Raw genomic sequence first — 16,989 nt, forward strand, 5'->3', positions numbered from 1 at the left:
GCCTCAGCCTGCCGGGCTGAGGCGATTTTTTTACCCTTCCTCGCCTATTGTTCCGCTAAAAACAGCTCCAGCAGCGAGTTCAGGAAGAGTTTTCCTTTCTCCGTAATCTGCCACTGCTCAGCGGTTTCTATCACGTAACCGGCGGCAATCGCGGCATCCATCTGTGGACGAATCACCTGCTCTGACAAGCCGGTGTAGCGGCTGAATTCGTCACGCGGCGCGGCCTCCAGCAGGCGAAAGCGGTTCATAAAATATTCAAACGGCTTGTCGCTATCGGCAACGTCGTACTGCTTTTCGCGATAGTTGCCCTGCATAAACCCACGCGGATGACGGGTTTTCACCGTGCGAACAATGCGGCCATCTGGCTGCGTCAGCTTGCCGTGCGCGCCACATCCAATTCCCAGATAGTCGCCGAAGCGCCAGTAGTTGAGGTTGTGTTCACAGCGATAACCCGGCTTCGCGTAGGCGGAGGTCTCATACTGCTGATAACCGGCCGCCTGCAGCAACTGATCGCCCTGTTCGAAAATATCCCACAGCGCATCATCATCCGGCAGCACCGGCGGGCGTGAGCCAAACAGGGTGTTGGGTTCGATAGTGAGCTGATACCAGGAGAGATGCGGCGGATTCAGCGCAATCGCCTGACGTAAATCATCAAGCGCCTCTTCCAGCGACTGATCGGGCAGGCCATGCATCAGGTCGAGGTTAAAGCTGCGCAGCGACAGAGACTCCGCCAGTTCAGCGGCGCGGACGGCCTCTTCCGGGCCATGAATGCGGCCAAGACGCTGCAGCTTTTGCGGGCTGAAACTTTGCACGCCAATCGAAATACGGTTAATACCGGCGCGCTGATAGGCACTGAACCGGTCCGCTTCCACGGTGCCCGGATTGGCTTCCATGGTCACTTCGGCATCAGGGGAGAGCGTCAGACGCGCCCGCACACCATCCATCAGCATCTGCATCGCGCTGCTGCTCAGCAGGCTGGGCGTGCCGCCACCGATGAAGATCGTGCGCACTTCACGGTCACCGATCAGCGGCAGGTCGATCTCCAGATCGCGCAGCAGGTGCTGTACGTATTCAACGTGCGGCACCTCATCTTTTAGCGCATGGGAGTTAAAATCACAGTAGGGACATTTCTGTACGCACCACGGAATGTGGATATAGAGACTTAAAGGCGGCAGATTAGGCATTACGCATGGCTTCCAGCAACAGCGTCAATGCTTTACCCCGGTGAGAAGCTGCACCTTTTTCCGCTTTACTCAGCTCGGCCGCTGTTTTACCCAGCGCCGGGACAAAGAAAATCGGGTCGTAACCAAAGCCACCGGTGCCAGAGGCGGAGCGGGTAATCTCACCCTGCCAGCTGCCGTGGAACACCAGCGGGGTCGGGTCTTCCGCATGACGCAGATAGACCAGCACGCAGTGAAACTGCGCCTGGCGCTGACCGTCAGGCACATTTTCCAGCGCCTGCAGCAGCTTCTCCAGGTTCTGCTGATCGCTGGCCTCTTCACCGGCGTAGCGCGCAGAGTAGATGCCAGGCGCGCCGCCCAGCGCATCCACGGCCAGGCCGGAGTCATCGGCAATGGCCGGTAATCCGGTGATCTGTGCCGCGTGACGCGCCTTGAGAATCGCGTTCTCAATAAAGGTCAGGCCGGTCTCATCCGCCGATTCAACCCCAAGGTCAGTCTGCGCGACGATATCCAGACCAAAGGCGGAGAGTAACTCCGCCAGCTCACGCACTTTGCCGGGATTGCCGGTTGCGAGGACAACTTTTTGCATAACAGTTCCAGTTTGATTCATTTACAGCAGATACCAGAGACCCGGGAACAGGTCCATGCCGAGAAAGTTCAGGGCATACAGCACCAGGATGACGATCATCGCTGAGAAATCGATGCCGCCCATCGCAGGCAGAATACGGCGAATCGGTGCCATCATCGGCTCGGTTAACTGCACCAGCAGATAATCGACAGGACCCCGACCCTGGCTAATCCAGCTCATCAGAGAGCGTACGATGATGACCCAGAAGACCAGATAGCCGGCGGATTTAACCAGCGACAGCAGGCCGACCAGCAGATTAGTCGGATCGACCGAGAACACACCCACCTGGATTAGCAATAAAATCGGGTATTTCAGCGTGGTCAGCACAAAGGCCAGCAGCAGTGAAGCAGTATCAATCGGCCCCAGAGCCGGCAGTATGCGGCGCAGTGGCTTAACAACCGGCTGTGTCACTTTAACGACAAACTGTGCCACTGGATTGTAAAAATCGCAGCGGGACCACTGCATCCAGATGCGTAACAGCAGCACCATGACGTAGAGATCGATCAGCGTTTTTACTAAAAACGTCAGTGTTAACATGAAGTTCCTCTATTATTGTTGTGAGTTGTGCGCATAATCTCGTGCGCCAAAAATGGCGGTGCCGATACGCACCATCGTACTGCCTGCGGCGATTGCCGCCTCCATGTCATCGCTCATTCCCAGTGAAAGCGTATCAATATCCGAATACTGCTGTTGCAACTGCCGGAAGGCTTCCGCCATCTGCTGACACACTGCCAGCTGACGCTGATAATCGCTCTCCGCAGCCGGAATCGCCATCAATCCCCGCAGCCGCAGTTGCGGCAGCGCAGCAATCTGCTCCGCCAGCCCGGAAACGGCCTCCAGCATGATGCCAGATTTGCTGTTCTCGTCACTGATATTTACCTGAATTAACACATTCAGCGGTGGCAGCGAGGCGGGCCGCTGATCGCTGAGCCGCTGCGCAATACGCTGGCGGTCAATGGTGTGACACCAGGCGAAATTTTCTGCCACCAGACGGCTTTTGTTGGACTGCAGCGGGCCGATGAAGTGCCACTCCAGCTCAGGATGTGCGGCCAGTGCCTGGACCTTTTCAACCCCTTCCTGAACGTAATTTTCACCAAAGCCAATCTGGCCTGCGGCAAAGGCTTCTTCGACCGCGCTCGCAGGTTTGGTTTTACTGACTGCAAGCAGGGTAATTTCTTCTGGTGCGCGGCCGCACTGCGCGGCAGCGGCGGCGATTCGCTGCCGCACTTGCTGTAGGTTCTGCTGGATTGAGGTCATAGTCAGGAGAAATTATGAATCTGGATGAAATGGTGGAGCTTAGTGTAAAGCATAATGCCGTCGATCTGCACCTTTGCAGCGGACATTTGCCCTACTGGCGACGGCAGGGACGGCTGGAGGCGATTCCACAGCAGGCCGTGCTCTCTGCTGACTGGATGGCGCAGTTTATGGCCCGCTGGCTCAGTGACCCGCAGTGTCAGGAACTGGCGAGCACAGGGCAGCTCGATTTCGCCCTGAGCCTGGCCTGCGGCCAGCGTCTGCGCGCAAACCTGTTTAAGCAGCGTAACGGCCTGTCACTGGCGCTGCGCATTATTGCCTCTGTGTGCCCGACGCTGGAGAGCCTGCAACTGCCTGCTATTGTGCCGACGTTACTGACGCAGCAGGATGGGCTGATTCTGGTGACCGGTGCCACGGGCAGCGGTAAATCTACCACGCTGGCGGCGCTGGTCGATGCGCTGAACGGCCAGCAGGCGCGCCATATCATTACGCTGGAAGACCCGATTGAATTTATTCACCACAGCCAGCAGTCGCTGATTCAGCAGCGCGAAATCGGCCTGCACTGCAGTTCGTTCGCCCAGGGGATAAAGGCGGCACTGCGTGAAGATCCTGACGTCATTCTGCTGGGCGAACTGCGCGACAGCGACACGATCAGACAGGCGCTAACGGCGGCAGAGACCGGCCATCTGGTGCTGGCAACGCTGCACACACGTGGCGCAGCACAGGCGGTAGATCGGCTGGTGGATGTCTTCCCGGCGGAGGAGAAGCATCTGGTGCGCACTCAACTGGCAGGCAGCCTGAAAGCGGTGATTGCACAGAAACTGGTGCCGTCTGCTGCCGGGTCGCGCATTGGACTGTTTGAGCTACTGATTGCCACGCCTGGCATCACGAATCTGATCAGGGAAGGCAAGATGCACCAGATCCCGGCAATGCTACAGACCGGCGCACAGGCCGGTATGCAGACGTTTGAGCAGAGCAGGCTGGCGCGTCAGGCTGACGGGCTGATTAAGCCGGAAGGTCAGTAATGGTTTTCGAACCAGTCCTGCAAAATGATGGCAGCAGACTGTGAATCAACCGACCCTTTATTGAGCGCGCGATAACCACCACGTTCAAACAGGCCAGCACGCGCTTCTACCGTGCTGAGTCGTTCATCCTGAAGCTCTACACGAATGCCAAAGCGACCGTGCAGACGGTTAGCAAATTTACGCGCGCGGTCAGTTAACGGCTGCTCAGTGCCATCCATATTGAGCGGTAAGCCGACGACCACGAAATCGGGCTGCCACTCTTTCAGCAGCTTTTCGATCACCAGCCAGTCCGGAATGCCATCCTGCGCTTTCAGGGCGGTCAGCGGTCGGGCGCTGCCAGTGAGTTGCTGCCCTACGGCGACACCAATACTTTTGGTGCCGAAATCGAAACCTAACAGAGTTTGAGTTGACATCAGGCGTGTCCGGCGTCGCTGGCCATGTTGTGAATATCGACGCCAATACTGCGCGCCGCTTCGCGCCAGCGCTCTGAAATCGGCGTCTGGAACAGGATGTTGCTGTTAGCTGGCGTCGTCAGCCAGGCATTTTCCATCAGCTCATTCTCCAGCTGATCTTTTTCCCAGGCACAGTAACCCAGCGCGACCAGCACATTGGTGGGCTGAGACGCCGTGCCGATGGACTCCAGCACGTCACGGGACGTGGTGATGATCGTGTTATCGGACACACGAATGCTGGAGGTAAACGTGCGTTGGGCTGAGTGCAGGATAAAGCCACGATCTTCTGCCAGCGGCCCGCCGGTAAACACAGGTTTATCCAGCTTGACCGACGGATCGCGATCTTCAGCAGAGATTTTCAGCTTCTTCAGAATGCCTTCAACCGTCAGGTTTTCCATGGGTTTATTAATGATCAGTCCCATTGCACCCTCTTCGTTATGTTCACAGACATAGACTACGGAACGTTTGAAGAAAGGATCCTGCAATGAAGGCATGGCAATCAAAAAGTGATGTTGTAAATTCATTGTCACACGATGTACCAAAAAAATAACCGGCACGCGACGACCGCACCGGTATTGGGTTGATCACGGAGCCTCGCCCCGGCGTTTTGCTCAGCCCAGGCGTTTCTCAATGGCATCCATCAACATGCCGGTGATGGAGATCGGGAACGCAGCCTCAATTTCACGTATGCAGGTTGGGCTGGTCACGTTAACTTCTGTCAGTTTATCACCGATGATGTCCAGACCTACAAAAATCAGTCCTTTTGCTTTCAGCGTCGGGCCAACACGACGTGCAATTTCCCAGTCGCTTTCGCTTAACGCACGTGCTTCACCACGCCCACCAGCCGCGAGGTTGCCACGCGTTTCACCGCCCTGCGGAATACGTGCCAGGCAGTAAGGCACCGGCTCGCCATCCACCACCAGCACGCGTTTGTCACCCTCTTTGATTGCCGCAATGTAGTTCTGCGCCATGCAGAAACGACTCTCATGCTCGGTCAGGGTTTCGGTAATCACGCCAAAGTTAGGATCGTCTTTCTTCACGCGGAAAATAGACGCACCGCCCATACCATCCAGCGGCTTCATGATGATATCACCATGCTCCTGCCAGAAATCACGCAGCTGCGCTTTGCTGCGGGTGACCAGGGTGTCCGGCGTAAACTCGGCGAACCAGGCGGTGTAGAGCTTTTCGTTACAGTCGCGCAGGCTCTGCGGCTTATTCACGATCAGCGTACCCAGCTCTTCAGCACGCTCCAGAATGTAGGTCGCATAGATGAACTCGGTATCGAATGGCGGATCTTTACGCATCAGCACCACGTTCAGATCAGCCAGCGGGATCACCTGCTCGCTGCCGAACTGGAACCAGTTCTCAGGGTTCTGCTCAACGGTCAGCAGGCGGGTGCGGGCAGACGCCACGCCACCACGCATGGAGAGATCGTGCATCTCCATGTAGTGAATTTCGTAACCACGGCGCTGTGCTTCCAGCAGCATGGCGAAGCTGGAGTCTTTTTTAATATTGATGGACGAAATAGGGTCCATCACGATGCCAAGTTTAATCATTATTATCTCCTCGGTGAGGCGGCATTGACCGCCTCGTCTGGTTCGGTCTGCAGTGGGCCGATGAGTCAGGACCGCTGAAAGTATCGCTTAACCCAGGTCGCCAAACCTCACCTGAAGTGCCGTAATGGCCGTCAGCGCGGTAGTTTCGGTGCGTAATACCCGTGGGCCAAGCAAAATGTCAGTAAAATCGTGCTGCGCCGTCATCGCAATTTCGTCCGCAGACAAACCGCCTTCAGGACCAATCAGCAGTCGTACCCGCTCAACAGGCTGTGGCAGCGTGTTGATGCTGTGACTGGCGCGGGGATGCAGGTTGAGCTTTAAACCGCTGTCAGCTTCCGCACACCAGGCTTCCAGTGTCATCGCTTCACGAATCTCCGGCACGCGATTACGTCCGCACTGCTCGCAGGCGGCAATCGCAATTTTCTGCCACTGCTGGATTTTTTTCGCCAGACGCTCAGCATCAAGCTTTACGCCACAGCGCTCGGAAAACAAGGGTGTAATGATATTCACGCCCAGTTCGATCGATTTCTGGATAGTGAATTCCATTTTTTCACCGCGCGACATCACCTGACCTAAATGCAGATGTAAAGGCGACTCGTGATCGTCCGGCTGGCTCTCTGTGACGGATACTTTTACACGCTTTTTATCAACATGCGTGATCTCTGCTGCAAAAGTCAGATTAGTGCCATCAAAGAGTTCCAGACGCTGACCTGCCGTCATCCGGAGCACGCGGCCTACATGATTGGATGCATCTTCATCCAGGGTAATTTCACTGCCGATGTCCAGGGGTTCGGCGTGATAGATGCGAGGTATGCGCATAAGATTCCTGAGACCGGACGCCGCGCTGCAGCGGCGTCATGGGAAAAAGAGCTAGTGTAGGGCAGGGATTTTAGCGCTGGCAAGCCTGCTGCACATAAGGATTGTGATTGCCCTGAACCTTTGCAATGCGCTGGTCGCGTTCGCACTCCCATTGGGTGACGGGATAGAGCCTGTCCCAGGCGGTAAACAGCTGCGTCTGCTGGCGCGAAATGCGCAGATGATACTGGTCGCGCATGTAGAAATAGGTGCGGGCAATGGCGCCACGCGCACGAGCGGGTGGCTCTGCCTGTTTGAGTTTAAAATCGATCTTCATCTCACACTGGCCGTACTGCTTCTCGCTGCCGTTCCATTGACTGTAGGCGAAGTTGCCACGGTCGCCATTCACTTCACCCACCGCAGGTTCCAGATTGTGCAGGTCAGTTTCAATGCGGCGATAGTCGGGATCTTTACTGCAGTTTTTGCGGCCTCCCTCCTGCCAGCACTGGCGCTGATGACCGAATTCCCATGCCGGCATCACATGTTCCCACTCAATACGTGCAGCGCGGTTCGCATTTTTGCGCACCTGGTAACCACAGCTGCTGAGATCGGGCGTGCCTTTTTTTCCCTGCCACTGAATTTTACAGCCGCAATAAAACGAACCTGGCGCATCGGCATTGATCGCCGCCGCAAAGGTTTTGGCCTGCTGAAAGTTATTCTGATGATAGTTATTCAGGTTGAGGGCGTCAGCGGCGGGGACAAACAGCAGTGCAACCGCCAGACTTAAAATGCGAGACATATTCCAGCTTCTACCTAATACGAAAAAGGGCGGCAGGTTAACAGAATGTGGAATAGGGCGGAATGGGGAGTGTTCTCAGGAGGCGATAAACTCGCCTGCGACCAGCAGGCTGCCACAGTGCACACAGCGATATTCACTCTCTTTGCGCAGCACCCGATTGTGGCGGCGCACCGTCAGCTGATGTTGCTGGCACTGACAGCGGTAAGCGAAAGTGTTGCTGCGCACGGAGGCGATCTCAAACTGATGGGTGCGTCGTGCCGGAACGCCCAGCACATTCTCCATCATCCACTTCCACTCTTTGCCGTGGGGTGCGACGCGACCAAACTGCTTCCAGACCAGCAGATGCGCCAGCTCGTGCGGCACCACTTCATCGATAAATGCCTGCTGATTTTCCAGCAGCAGCACCGGATTGATGCGGATCTCCCAGGCAGTCAGCCAGGCGGTGCCCGCCGCCGTTCCGCGTTGCTGATAGAGCAGTTTCGGTTCCGGATAAGCGGTTTTCAGTACCTGATTTGCGCGCTCAAGCGACTGACGCAGTGAGCGCATAACGGCCTGCTGCAGGGCAATGGGGAGACGAGGTGTTTTCATGGTGCTCAGAATAATCGCCGCCGCGCAGGAACTCAACGTTAGCCGTAAACAGGGCCGCGCAGAGTCTATACTTCGCCAGCTGTCTCCGGATAAGCAATACGCCGTCCTGCCGATGGTGGGGAATGGCGAAGCCCATCGGCTGAAATTGCTGGATTAAATATAGTTATGGCCTTTTTTAGAATATTCTATTGCAGACATTCACTGGCGAGTGAATGGATGAAAAGCGAACGGCACAGAGCATGGATAAAGCAATGAAAAATAATGATAACGTCAGGAAACAACGGATTGTGCTGGTGACGGATTTGATGGCCGGTCGCGGTGGTATGGAAAATGTGACCTGTCAGTTGATCACCGCCCTGAATGCGGAAGCCGGAACGGAAGCGGGGCTGTTTATTATTAACAGCGGAGAGGAGAGCCACTCCCGCGCCTGGACCGCCAATGCCGTACTGGCAGAGAGCGTCTGCACGCTGCGGAATAAGAAAATTAAAAATCTTATTCACACGCTGAGAATGGCTGCTTTCTTTCGTCGCTATCAACCCGATCATGTTCTGACCCTCAACACCATTCCCTGTCTGATGACGCGTCGGGCTATTACGCTTTCTGGCCGCAAAATCGTGCTTTCGAGCTGGATGCACCTGCCACCGCGCGAACGATATCGCCCACATTATCTGCTGCGGGCCGATCACCATTTTGCTATCAGTCATGAGATCAAAGCGCAACTGGTTGAGTTAGGCGCCCATGCCTCTGACGTTGATGTCATCTATAACCCCATCAGGCGCAATGATGAGGTTATCGGCAGACCGCAGGCGCTGAAGTTTCTCTATATTGGTCGCGTCCATTTTCAGCGACAGAAACAGCTCAAAGACCTGTTTGATGCCTTGCAGAAACTCGATACGCCCTGGACGCTGGAGATCGTGGGGGACGGCGAAGATCTGACGCGCTGTCAGCACTACGTGGCGGAACTCGGGATTCAGGATCGCATTACCTGGCATGGCTGGCAGGAGAACGCCTGGGCGTATGTCAGCCGTCATATTAAACAGGTCACCTGCCTGGTGATGACCTCTAACTTCGAAGGCTTCCCGCTGATTCTGCTGGAGGCGATATCACGTGGCGTCTACTGCGTCTCCTCCGACTGCATCAGCGGCCCGTCAGAAATTATTCAGAATGGTCTCAATGGTCAGCTCTATCCCACTAATGACAGCATGGCACTGGCCGCTATTCTCAACACCATGAGCGGGGATTTTCACTTTCCTGATCATCAGGTTATTAAAGCGAGCATTACCGGTTTTTATGAGGAAAATTATATGAAGCACCTGATGAGTGTGTTTAACCGCCTAACTGAGGTTAAGCATGACGAATAGAACCAGTCGCGATGGATTAACGTTAATGGTTAATTTTTCAGTTATTGCGCTCTGTCTGGCGCTGTCACTGAATATGTTTGTTACCGGCCTGCCGCAAAAAATATTCTATCTGGTCTCTTATCTCTCCGTTGCCTCCGTGTTGTATGGCCTGGTGCGCAGGCGAGAGGACTTTAAAGAGAACGGTTTTTATATCGCCCTGTTTGCTGTACTGATTATTTTTGCCCTGATCCGTCTCTTCTGGGCGATACACGCTAAAGGGATCGAAACCGCGCCCTCAAAAGATGCCATCACCAATATCGGCAACTATCTGCTGGGGGCGAAGCGACTGTTACTGGGCGCCTTTGTGCTGCTCAGTCTGGCGATTTATGGTCATCGGGTCTCTGCTACCACGCTGCGCATCGGAAAAGTGTTAATTCTGGTGGGACTGTTGATTACGCTGGGCTTTGGTATTCACGAGCATCTTTATACCGAAAATATCCGCATCAAACTCACCACCGAAGCGGCCTCGATGTCCTCCTACATGATTCTTTTTATCTACTGTGCCTGGCTATGGCTGAGCCGCTTTGAGACGCACTCGTACTGGAAGGTGGCTGATGTCGTTGCGCTGGCGGTGACCTTTGCCTTGCTCTACCTGTGCGGTACACGGGTGACCCTGATTGCGCTGATTGCCGCAGGATTGCTGTTCCTGGTGCAGACTTATCGGCTGTCGTTGCTGACCAACTGGCGGATTAGTGCTTTGCTGGTGGGCGTGCTGGCGGTGCTGATCCTGATGACCAGTAACCGCTGGGTGGAGGGTGTGCAGGATATCGAGAACTATGGCTCAAACAGCTCAACCTCCCTGGGCGCACGTGTGGCTATCTGGGGCGGGGCGATGAATTTTATTGAGCATCATGGCGGTTTTGCGACGCCGGATGCGCGCACCACCGAGGCCCGACAGTTCATCACGGCGCACTATCCTCACAATACTGAGGGCTATACCAACGTTAAATACAACATGCACAACGAGTTTCTGGAAGTGACGACACTGCAGGGCTGGCTGGGTGCGCTGTCGCTGGCGCTGCTCTATCTGACCGTGCTGGCAGGCGTGCTGAAGAAGTGCGATCTGCGCGGTGTTGCGCTGCCGATGCTGGGATTGTTTATCTGCGGACTGACCGATTCGGTACTGCCTTATAATCAGACCGCCACCATTTTTATTATGGCTCTGGCGCTCTGCTGTATACGGCGGCCGCTGCCGGTCACCGCTGCATAGTCTCTGTCTGAACCTATAAAAAAGGCGGGGTTTCTCTGGAAACCCCGCCTTTTTATTACCGCGATTTTTACGACGTAACGTTAGTCGCGTGAACCGATGTCGCGCAGTTTCTTACCTGCCATCAGATTACGTTCAATGTGCTCCAGCGAGACGTTTTTGGTCTCAGGAATCAGCATCAGCGTCAGCAGAATGAAGAACAGGTTAAGCAGTGCGTAGACCCAGAAGGTGTTCGCATTGCCCAGCGTATTCAGCATGGTCAGGAAGGTTGCACCCACGATCATGTTTGCGATCCAGTTGGTGGTCGTAGAGACAGTGATACCGAAGTCGCGGCCTTTCAGCGGCTGAATTTCGGAACAGAGTACCCAGATCAACGGACCGGCTGACATGGCAAAGCCAACGATAAACATCAGCAGCATACCGATCGCAAAGTACTGTGCGCCTGCTGAGTGAATACCGAAGTGCAGCATTGTACCCAGCACGCCCATACCGGCTGCCATCACCATAAAGCCCAGAATCAGGGTAGGTTTACGACCCCAGCGATCCACCAGACCAATAGCAATAAAGGTGGCCAGAACGTTGACCAGACCCACAATCACCGTGCCCCACATCTGCTGGGTGGTGTTAGTGAAGCCTGCGATTTCAAAGATTTTTGGCGCGTAGTACATGATGACGTTCATGCCGGTAAACTGCTGCATCACCTGCAACAGGATGCCGAGATAGACCGCGCGACGGAAGTGGCTGCTGCTGGTGAACAGACCCCAGCCAGACTGCTTGACCTTCAGGCTCTCACGAATCTCTTCCAGCTCACGTTTTGCCTGCTCGCTGGTGTCACGCAGACGATCCAGTACACGTTGTGCATCGCGGAAGTTGCCTCGCGCCGCCAGCCAGCGTGGGCTGTTTGGCAGGAAGAAAACACCGACCAGCAACAGCAGTGCCGGAATCGTGATGATACCCAGCATCCAGCGCCAGTTGCCGGTAAAGCTGAATGCGGTATCGGTCAGGTAAGCACCCAGAATACCGATAGTAATCATCAGCTGGTAAAGCGAAATCATACTGCCGCGAATTTTTTCCGGTGCGATCTCAGAAAGATAAAGCGGGGCGGTATAAGAGGCGATACCGACAGCCAGACCCAGCAGAACGCGGGCGCTGATCAGCATTTCCGGGTTTGGCGACATTGCTGACCAGAGTGAACCGATCACGAACAGAATCGCACCGGCCATCAGGCTTTTCTTACGGCCCAGGCGGGATGACATCCAGCCGCTGCCGATAGCACCGACCGCCGCACCAAACATCATGGAACTGACGATCCACTCCTGCTGATGAGGGGTGACGTTAAAGTCCTTTGCGATAAACGGCAGAGCACCGGCGATGACGCCGATATCCAGACCGAACAGCAGTCCCGCAAGGGCCGCCAGAAAGCAGACAAATAAGGTCATCGCCTTATTTGAAGTTCTGCTTTTGTGTGTATTGCCAGGCATTGTAGCCTCCAGGTTTATCCATCATTGTTTTTATCAATGTTAAAAAACCATTTGCGGGAAAAAAGTGAGCCTGATCACATCAGTGTAATCGCTTACACACGCTGAAACCCTGAAATTCAGCATATTTTTCCCGGAAAGATTAATTAACCAGTGAGGTATAGCACTCATTAAGTTTCTGACAATGCTCTATTTAGTGGCTATCAGACGACGCTGAAAATAACGCATTTTCAGCATAATAACTACGTGCGTTAATTCTTAAATGTCAGATATACAAAGCATTTCGATTTGTAATCGTTAACATTTTGTCGTCAGAAAAAGCGAAAGGAAGTGTAGCTGAGAACTGAAAATTTGCTGCAGAGTAAAGAGGATGTCATTCAGGTTCGTTTTTTTCGTCTTCAGATGTCTGGAATAAACAGCAGGGTTATCGTATTCCGGTGCCGGGCGGAGGCAGACATTCTCAGGTGAGCAATGGGGCTGATCGGGCGATAAAAAACCCTGCCACCGGGGCAGGGTTTTTATCAGCAGCCGCTAACCTTACAGGCCAGCTGCTTCACGCAGCAGGGCAGCTTTGTCGGTTTTTTCCCATGGGAAATGTTCGCGACCAAAGTGACCGTAAGCTGCGGTCTCTTTATAGATTGGGTGCAGCAGGTCCAGCATCTGAATCAGACCGTATGGACGCAGGTCGAAGAACTCGCGTACCAGCAGCGTCAACTGTTCAGTTGAGATTTTCTCGGTGCCGAAGGTTTCCACCATGATGGAGGTCGGTTCAGCCACGCCAATAGCGTAGGAGACCTGAATTTCACAACGGTCAGCCAGACCCGCCGCCACGATGTTTTTTGCCACGTAACGCGCTGCATAGGCGGCAGAGCGGTCAACTTTAGAAGGATCTTTACCCGAGAACGCACCGCCACCGTGACGTGCCATACCGCCGTAGGTGTCGACGATGATTTTACGGCCGGTCAGACCGCAATCGCCCATCGGACCGCCAATGACAAAGCGACCGGTTGGGTTAATGTGATATTTGGTCGAGGCACTCAGCCATTCTGTTGGCAGAACCGGTTTGATGATCTCTTCCATCACCGCTTCCTGCAGATCTTTCTGACTGATGGATTCAGCGTGCTGGGTAGACAGGACGACTGCATCAATGCCAACGATTTTGCCATCGTCATACTGGAAAGTGACCTGGCTTTTGGCATCCGGACGCAGCCACGGCAGGGTCCCGTTTTTACGTACTTCAGCCTGACGCTGAACCAGACGGTGCGCATAGGTCACCGGCGCAGGCATCAGCACGTCAGTTTCGTTGGTGGCATAGCCGAACATCAGACCCTGATCACCCGCGCCCTGTTCCAGCGGATCGGTGCGGTCAACGCCCTGATTAATATCCTGAGACTGTTTGCCAATGGCGCTTAATACCGCGCAGGAGTTGGCATCAAAGCCCATATCGGAATGAACATAGCCGATGTCACGTACGGTCTGACGGGTGATCTCTTCAATATCGACCCAGGCGCTGGTGGTGATTTCACCGCCAACCAGAACCATTCCGGTTTTAACGTAAGTTTCGCAGGCCACGCGCGCTTTAGGATCCTGTTCGAGGATCGCATCCAGCACAGCATCGGAGATCTGGTCGGCGATTTTATCGGGATGTCCTTCTGATACGGACTCGGACGTAAAAAGGTGTTTAGCCATTCTGTTCTTTACCTTAAATATGGTTTGAGTACGACTGCATAGCGCCAGTGAGGTTGTCTGACCTGACGCCCCTTCAGGCAAAGCCGCGAGCAGTGAGGTAGTATCAGCACAGCAGGCTGACACCGCCTGGATAGTAACCTGTTTAGATGGAAAACCATCTGGACGGCTATTTTAGGATAGAGGATAAACCAATTACCAGCCCTTTTTCTGTTTAAGCGCTTAACCTGTAACCGTTATCGGCATAATTTGCTGACACTGCACGCAATTCCCGGATAATCTTTTTGCATTTTAGCGCTGTAAACTGTATAAAACGCCGCTGCTTCGATAGCAGCAGCAAGGATGACGCCACTGTTTGCGTCGCGCCTGTCAGACTCTGGTCTGGCTTTCACCCAGGTTGTTTTCCATGTGCCCCTGGCATATGCGGAGGTGATACAAGTAATGAACCACGCTTTTTCTTCTTCCGGTTCCTTGCGCTGCGGCGCTGCACTGGCTCTCTCCTGCCTCCCATCTGTTTCTTTGTCCTGCCGACACTATGTCCGATGCGGTAATTTTACCGACACAGGCGCCGGCTAATCTTTATCTCTGTTCTGCTGGTTTGGTCTCTTCTCTGCGCCCGCGTAGCGGAACGACGCAGGTTATCCATGGTCAATACATAACTAAATGTTCTCTGTTTAAACGGAGATGGCCAGGGTGTTTTACACTTAACTCTCATGCGTGAATCGCGCTGACGGCAACGTCAGGTGAACAGGACATTGTGTTTAATGTGGCAACAGGTTTTCAGATTAGCGGCCATAAAGCCGGTTAGCAGTTCTATCTTTCAACGGAAAATTGAGGTTCGCGATGTCTGACGACATGAAGAATATCAAAGGTTCGTCAGCTGGCGAACAGGGTGCACTCCGCTCCATGCAGGAGGTGGCAATGAACGATCAGGATGCGAGCAAAATGTTGCGTACGTACAACATCGCCTGGTGGGGCAACAACTATTATGACGTTAACGAACTGGGCCACATCAGTGTCTGCCCCGATCCGGATCGTCCGGATGTGCGCGTCGACTTAGCCCGCCTGGTTAAAGAGCGCGAAGCACAGGGCCAGCGTCTCCCCGCCTTGTTCTGCTTCCCACAGATTCTGCAACACCGTCTGCGCTCGATTAACGCCGCGTTTAAACGTGCGCGCGAATCTTACGGCTACAAAGGCGACTACTTCCTGGTTTACCCGATCAAAGTTAACCAGCACAAACGCGTTATTGAGTCGCTGATTCACTCTGGCGAACCGCTGGGACTGGAAGCCGGCTCGAAAGCCGAGCTGATGGCCGTGCTGGCGCATGCCGGTCAGACCCGCTCAGTGATCGTCTGTAACGGCTACAAAGATCGCGAATATATTCGTCTGGCGCTGATTGGCGAGAAGATGGGCCACAAAGTCTATCTGGTGCTGGAGAAGATGACGGAAGTGCGGCTGGTGCTGGAAGAAGCGGAGCGTCTGAATGTCGTGCCGCGTCTTGGCATCCGTGCGCGTCTGGCTTCGCAAGGCTCCGGTAAATGGCAGTCGAGCGGCGGCGAAAAATCGAAGTTTGGTCTGTCCGCCACGCAGGTGCTGAAACTGGTTGAGATCATGCGCGAAGCGGGTCGCATCGACAGCCTGCAGCTGCTGCATTTCCATCTGGGTTCGCAGATGTCCAACATTCGCGACATCGCGACCGGCGTGCGTGAGTCGGCGCGTTTCTACGTCGAACTGGCGAAGCTGGGCGTTAACATCAAATGTTTCGATGTCGGTGGCGGTCTGGGCGTCGATTACGAAGGCACGCGCTCGCAGTCTGACTGCTCGGTCAACTATGGCCTGAATGAGTATGCCAACAACGTGATCTGGGCGATTGGTGCGGCCTGTGATGAGCACGGTCTGGAGCATCCGACCGTCATTACCGAGTCGGGTCGTGCTGTGACCGCGCACCACACGGTACTGGTCTCCAATATCATTGGTGTCGAGCGTAACGAGTTCAGCGAACCTGAAACGCCGGATGCGGATGCGCCGCGCCCGATTCTCAGCATGTGGGAAACCTGGCAGGAGATGCATGAGCCAAGCACCCGTCGTTCGCTGCGTGAATGGCTGCACGACAGCCAGATGGATTTGTCTGATATCCATACCGGCTACGCCTCCGGTACATACGATCTGAAGCAGCGTTCATGGGCTGAGCAGCTCTATCTGAGCATCTGCCACTATATTCAGCAGCATCTTGATCCCAGCAACCGTGCGCACCGTCCGATCATCGACGAACTGCAGGAGCGCATGGCAGATAAGATCTACGTTAACTTCTCGCTGTTCCAGTCCATGCCGGATGCGTGGGGTATCGACCAGCTGTTCCCGGTACTGCCGCTGGAAGGGCTGAACAAGAAGCCGGAGCGCCGCGCCGTGCTGCTCGACATCACCTGTGACTCCGATGGCACCATCGATCACTACGTGGATGGCGACGGTATCGCGACGACCATGCCGATGCCGCAATATGACGTGGATAATCCGCCAATGCTGGGCTTCTTCATGGTCGGTGCTTATCAGGAAATTCTGGGCAACATGCACAACCTGTTCGGTGACACCGAGGCGGTGGATGTCTACGCACGCGAAAATGGCGATGTGGAAGTCCAGCTCTCTGATGAAGGCGATACCGTGGCGGACATGCTGCGTTACGTGCAGCTTGATCCCAACGAGCTGATGGCGCTGTTCCGTAATCAGGTGCAGGCATCCGATGTCGACGAAGAGCTGCGCGCGCAGTTCCTGGAAGAGTTTGAGAGCGGCCTCTACGGTTACACCTATTTAGAAGATGAATAATCGGCGCTGGCAGCCTGCAATCGCATATTGCAGTTGCCGTTAACTATGCCGATAATCTGACCCACTCAATCCCTTCCTCGTCGGGCCTAACGACGCGGAGGGGATTTTTTTCATCTCAAC

The 16,989-nt window shown here is 54.6% G+C and carries 17 protein-coding genes; 5 read left to right on the forward strand and 12 right to left on the reverse strand.

What is annotated here, in order from left to right; all coding sequences use genetic code 11:
• Positions 1-44: 44 nt before the first annotated feature.
• Genes hemW through IAI47_RS03595 form a run of 4 tightly spaced genes read right to left on the reverse strand, consistent with a single transcriptional unit; the run spans position 45 to position 3,066 of the window.
• On the reverse strand, positions 45-1,184 hold the full coding sequence (gene hemW, locus IAI47_RS03580) for a radical SAM family heme chaperone HemW (protein WP_008925688.1): 1,140 nt from the start codon (positions 1,182-1,184) through the stop codon (positions 45-47).
• Positions 1,177-1,770: an XTP/dITP diphosphatase gene (locus tag IAI47_RS03585; RefSeq protein ID WP_003853397.1), complete on the reverse strand. Its 594-nt coding sequence runs from the start codon at positions 1,768-1,770 to the stop codon at positions 1,177-1,179. Before IAI47_RS03585 ends, hemW begins: the two co-directional genes overlap by 8 nt.
• A gap of 21 nt (positions 1,771-1,791) precedes the next feature.
• Positions 1,792-2,346: a YggT family protein gene (locus IAI47_RS03590; protein WP_003853395.1), complete on the reverse strand. Its 555-nt coding sequence runs from the start codon at positions 2,344-2,346 to the stop codon at positions 1,792-1,794.
• Between the two features lie 12 nt (positions 2,347-2,358).
• Positions 2,359-3,066 (reverse strand): YggS family pyridoxal phosphate-dependent enzyme, encoded by a 708-nt coding sequence (locus IAI47_RS03595; protein ID WP_008925687.1) that lies wholly within the window; start codon positions 3,064-3,066, stop codon positions 2,359-2,361.
• Positions 3,067-3,080: 14 nt separating this feature from the next.
• Between IAI47_RS03595 and IAI47_RS03600 the strand changes: the two genes are divergently transcribed.
• On the forward strand, positions 3,081-4,088 hold the full coding sequence (locus tag IAI47_RS03600; RefSeq protein WP_003853390.1) for a type IV pilus twitching motility protein PilT: 1,008 nt from the start codon (positions 3,081-3,083) through the stop codon (positions 4,086-4,088).
• Here IAI47_RS03600 and ruvX read toward each other — a convergent pair.
• The 6 genes from ruvX to IAI47_RS03630 form a co-directional block, all read right to left on the reverse strand.
• Positions 4,082-4,501, reverse strand: coding sequence for a Holliday junction resolvase RuvX (gene ruvX, locus IAI47_RS03605; RefSeq protein WP_003853387.1), 420 nt, complete (start codon positions 4,499-4,501; stop codon positions 4,082-4,084). The two genes, IAI47_RS03600 and ruvX, sit on opposite strands and share 7 nt — an antisense overlap.
• Positions 4,501-5,064 carry a YqgE/AlgH family protein gene (locus IAI47_RS03610; protein ID WP_033743129.1) on the reverse strand — a complete coding sequence of 188 codons (564 nt, stop codon included), beginning with the start codon at positions 5,062-5,064 and terminating at the stop codon, positions 4,501-4,503. Before IAI47_RS03610 ends, ruvX begins: the two co-directional genes overlap by 1 nt.
• A gap of 87 nt (positions 5,065-5,151) precedes the next feature.
• Positions 5,152-6,096, reverse strand: coding sequence for a glutathione synthase (gene gshB / locus IAI47_RS03615; RefSeq protein WP_003853383.1), 945 nt, complete (start codon positions 6,094-6,096; stop codon positions 5,152-5,154).
• A gap of 87 nt (positions 6,097-6,183) precedes the next feature.
• Positions 6,184-6,915, reverse strand: coding sequence for a 16S rRNA (uracil(1498)-N(3))-methyltransferase (gene rsmE / locus IAI47_RS03620; protein ID WP_008925685.1), 732 nt, complete (start codon positions 6,913-6,915; stop codon positions 6,184-6,186).
• A gap of 70 nt (positions 6,916-6,985) precedes the next feature.
• The gene (gene endA, locus IAI47_RS03625; protein WP_008925684.1) at positions 6,986-7,690 is read right to left on the reverse strand and encodes a deoxyribonuclease I; all 705 of its coding nucleotides are present in this window, start codon (positions 7,688-7,690) and stop codon (positions 6,986-6,988) included.
• Positions 7,691-7,765: 75 nt separating this feature from the next.
• Positions 7,766-8,278: a SprT family zinc-dependent metalloprotease gene (locus IAI47_RS03630; RefSeq protein ID WP_078804940.1), complete on the reverse strand. Its 513-nt coding sequence runs from the start codon at positions 8,276-8,278 to the stop codon at positions 7,766-7,768.
• On the opposite strand from IAI47_RS03630, the gene IAI47_RS03635 reads away from it, so the two are divergent.
• Genes IAI47_RS03635 through IAI47_RS03645 form a run of 3 tightly spaced genes read left to right on the forward strand, consistent with a single transcriptional unit; the run spans position 8,277 to position 10,888 of the window.
• Entirely contained in the window at positions 8,277-8,435 is a 159-nt protein-coding gene (locus tag IAI47_RS03635) for a hypothetical protein (RefSeq protein ID WP_003853375.1), read from the forward strand. The genes IAI47_RS03630 and IAI47_RS03635 overlap by 2 nt on opposite strands.
• A gap of 55 nt (positions 8,436-8,490) precedes the next feature.
• Complete coding sequence (locus tag IAI47_RS03640; RefSeq protein ID WP_008925683.1) at positions 8,491-9,639, forward strand: glycosyltransferase; 1,149 nt, start codon at positions 8,491-8,493, stop codon at positions 9,637-9,639.
• Between the two features lie 25 nt (positions 9,640-9,664).
• Positions 9,665-10,888, forward strand: coding sequence for an O-antigen ligase (locus tag IAI47_RS03645; protein WP_003853373.1), 1,224 nt, complete (start codon positions 9,665-9,667; stop codon positions 10,886-10,888).
• 80 nt (positions 10,889-10,968) lie between these two features.
• Here IAI47_RS03645 and IAI47_RS03650 read toward each other — a convergent pair whose 3' ends face one another.
• Both IAI47_RS03650 and metK read right to left on the reverse strand, forming a co-directional pair.
• The gene (locus IAI47_RS03650) at positions 10,969-12,366 is read right to left on the reverse strand and encodes a sugar porter family MFS transporter (protein WP_003853371.1); all 1,398 of its coding nucleotides are present in this window, start codon (positions 12,364-12,366) and stop codon (positions 10,969-10,971) included.
• Positions 12,367-12,900: 534 nt separating this feature from the next.
• Positions 12,901-14,052, reverse strand: a complete 1,152-nt coding sequence (gene metK, locus IAI47_RS03655; RefSeq protein ID WP_003853369.1) for a methionine adenosyltransferase — start codon at positions 14,050-14,052, stop codon at positions 12,901-12,903.
• A gap of 840 nt (positions 14,053-14,892) precedes the next feature.
• Between metK and speA the strand changes: the two genes are divergently transcribed.
• Positions 14,893-16,869: a biosynthetic arginine decarboxylase gene (gene speA, locus IAI47_RS03660; protein WP_003853367.1), complete on the forward strand. Its 1,977-nt coding sequence runs from the start codon at positions 14,893-14,895 to the stop codon at positions 16,867-16,869.
• Positions 16,870-16,989: the final 120 nt, after the last annotated feature.

Source organism: Pantoea sp. MT58 (assembly GCF_014495885.1).
In the GTDB taxonomy this organism is placed as follows: domain Bacteria; phylum Pseudomonadota; class Gammaproteobacteria; order Enterobacterales; family Enterobacteriaceae; genus Pantoea; species Pantoea eucalypti.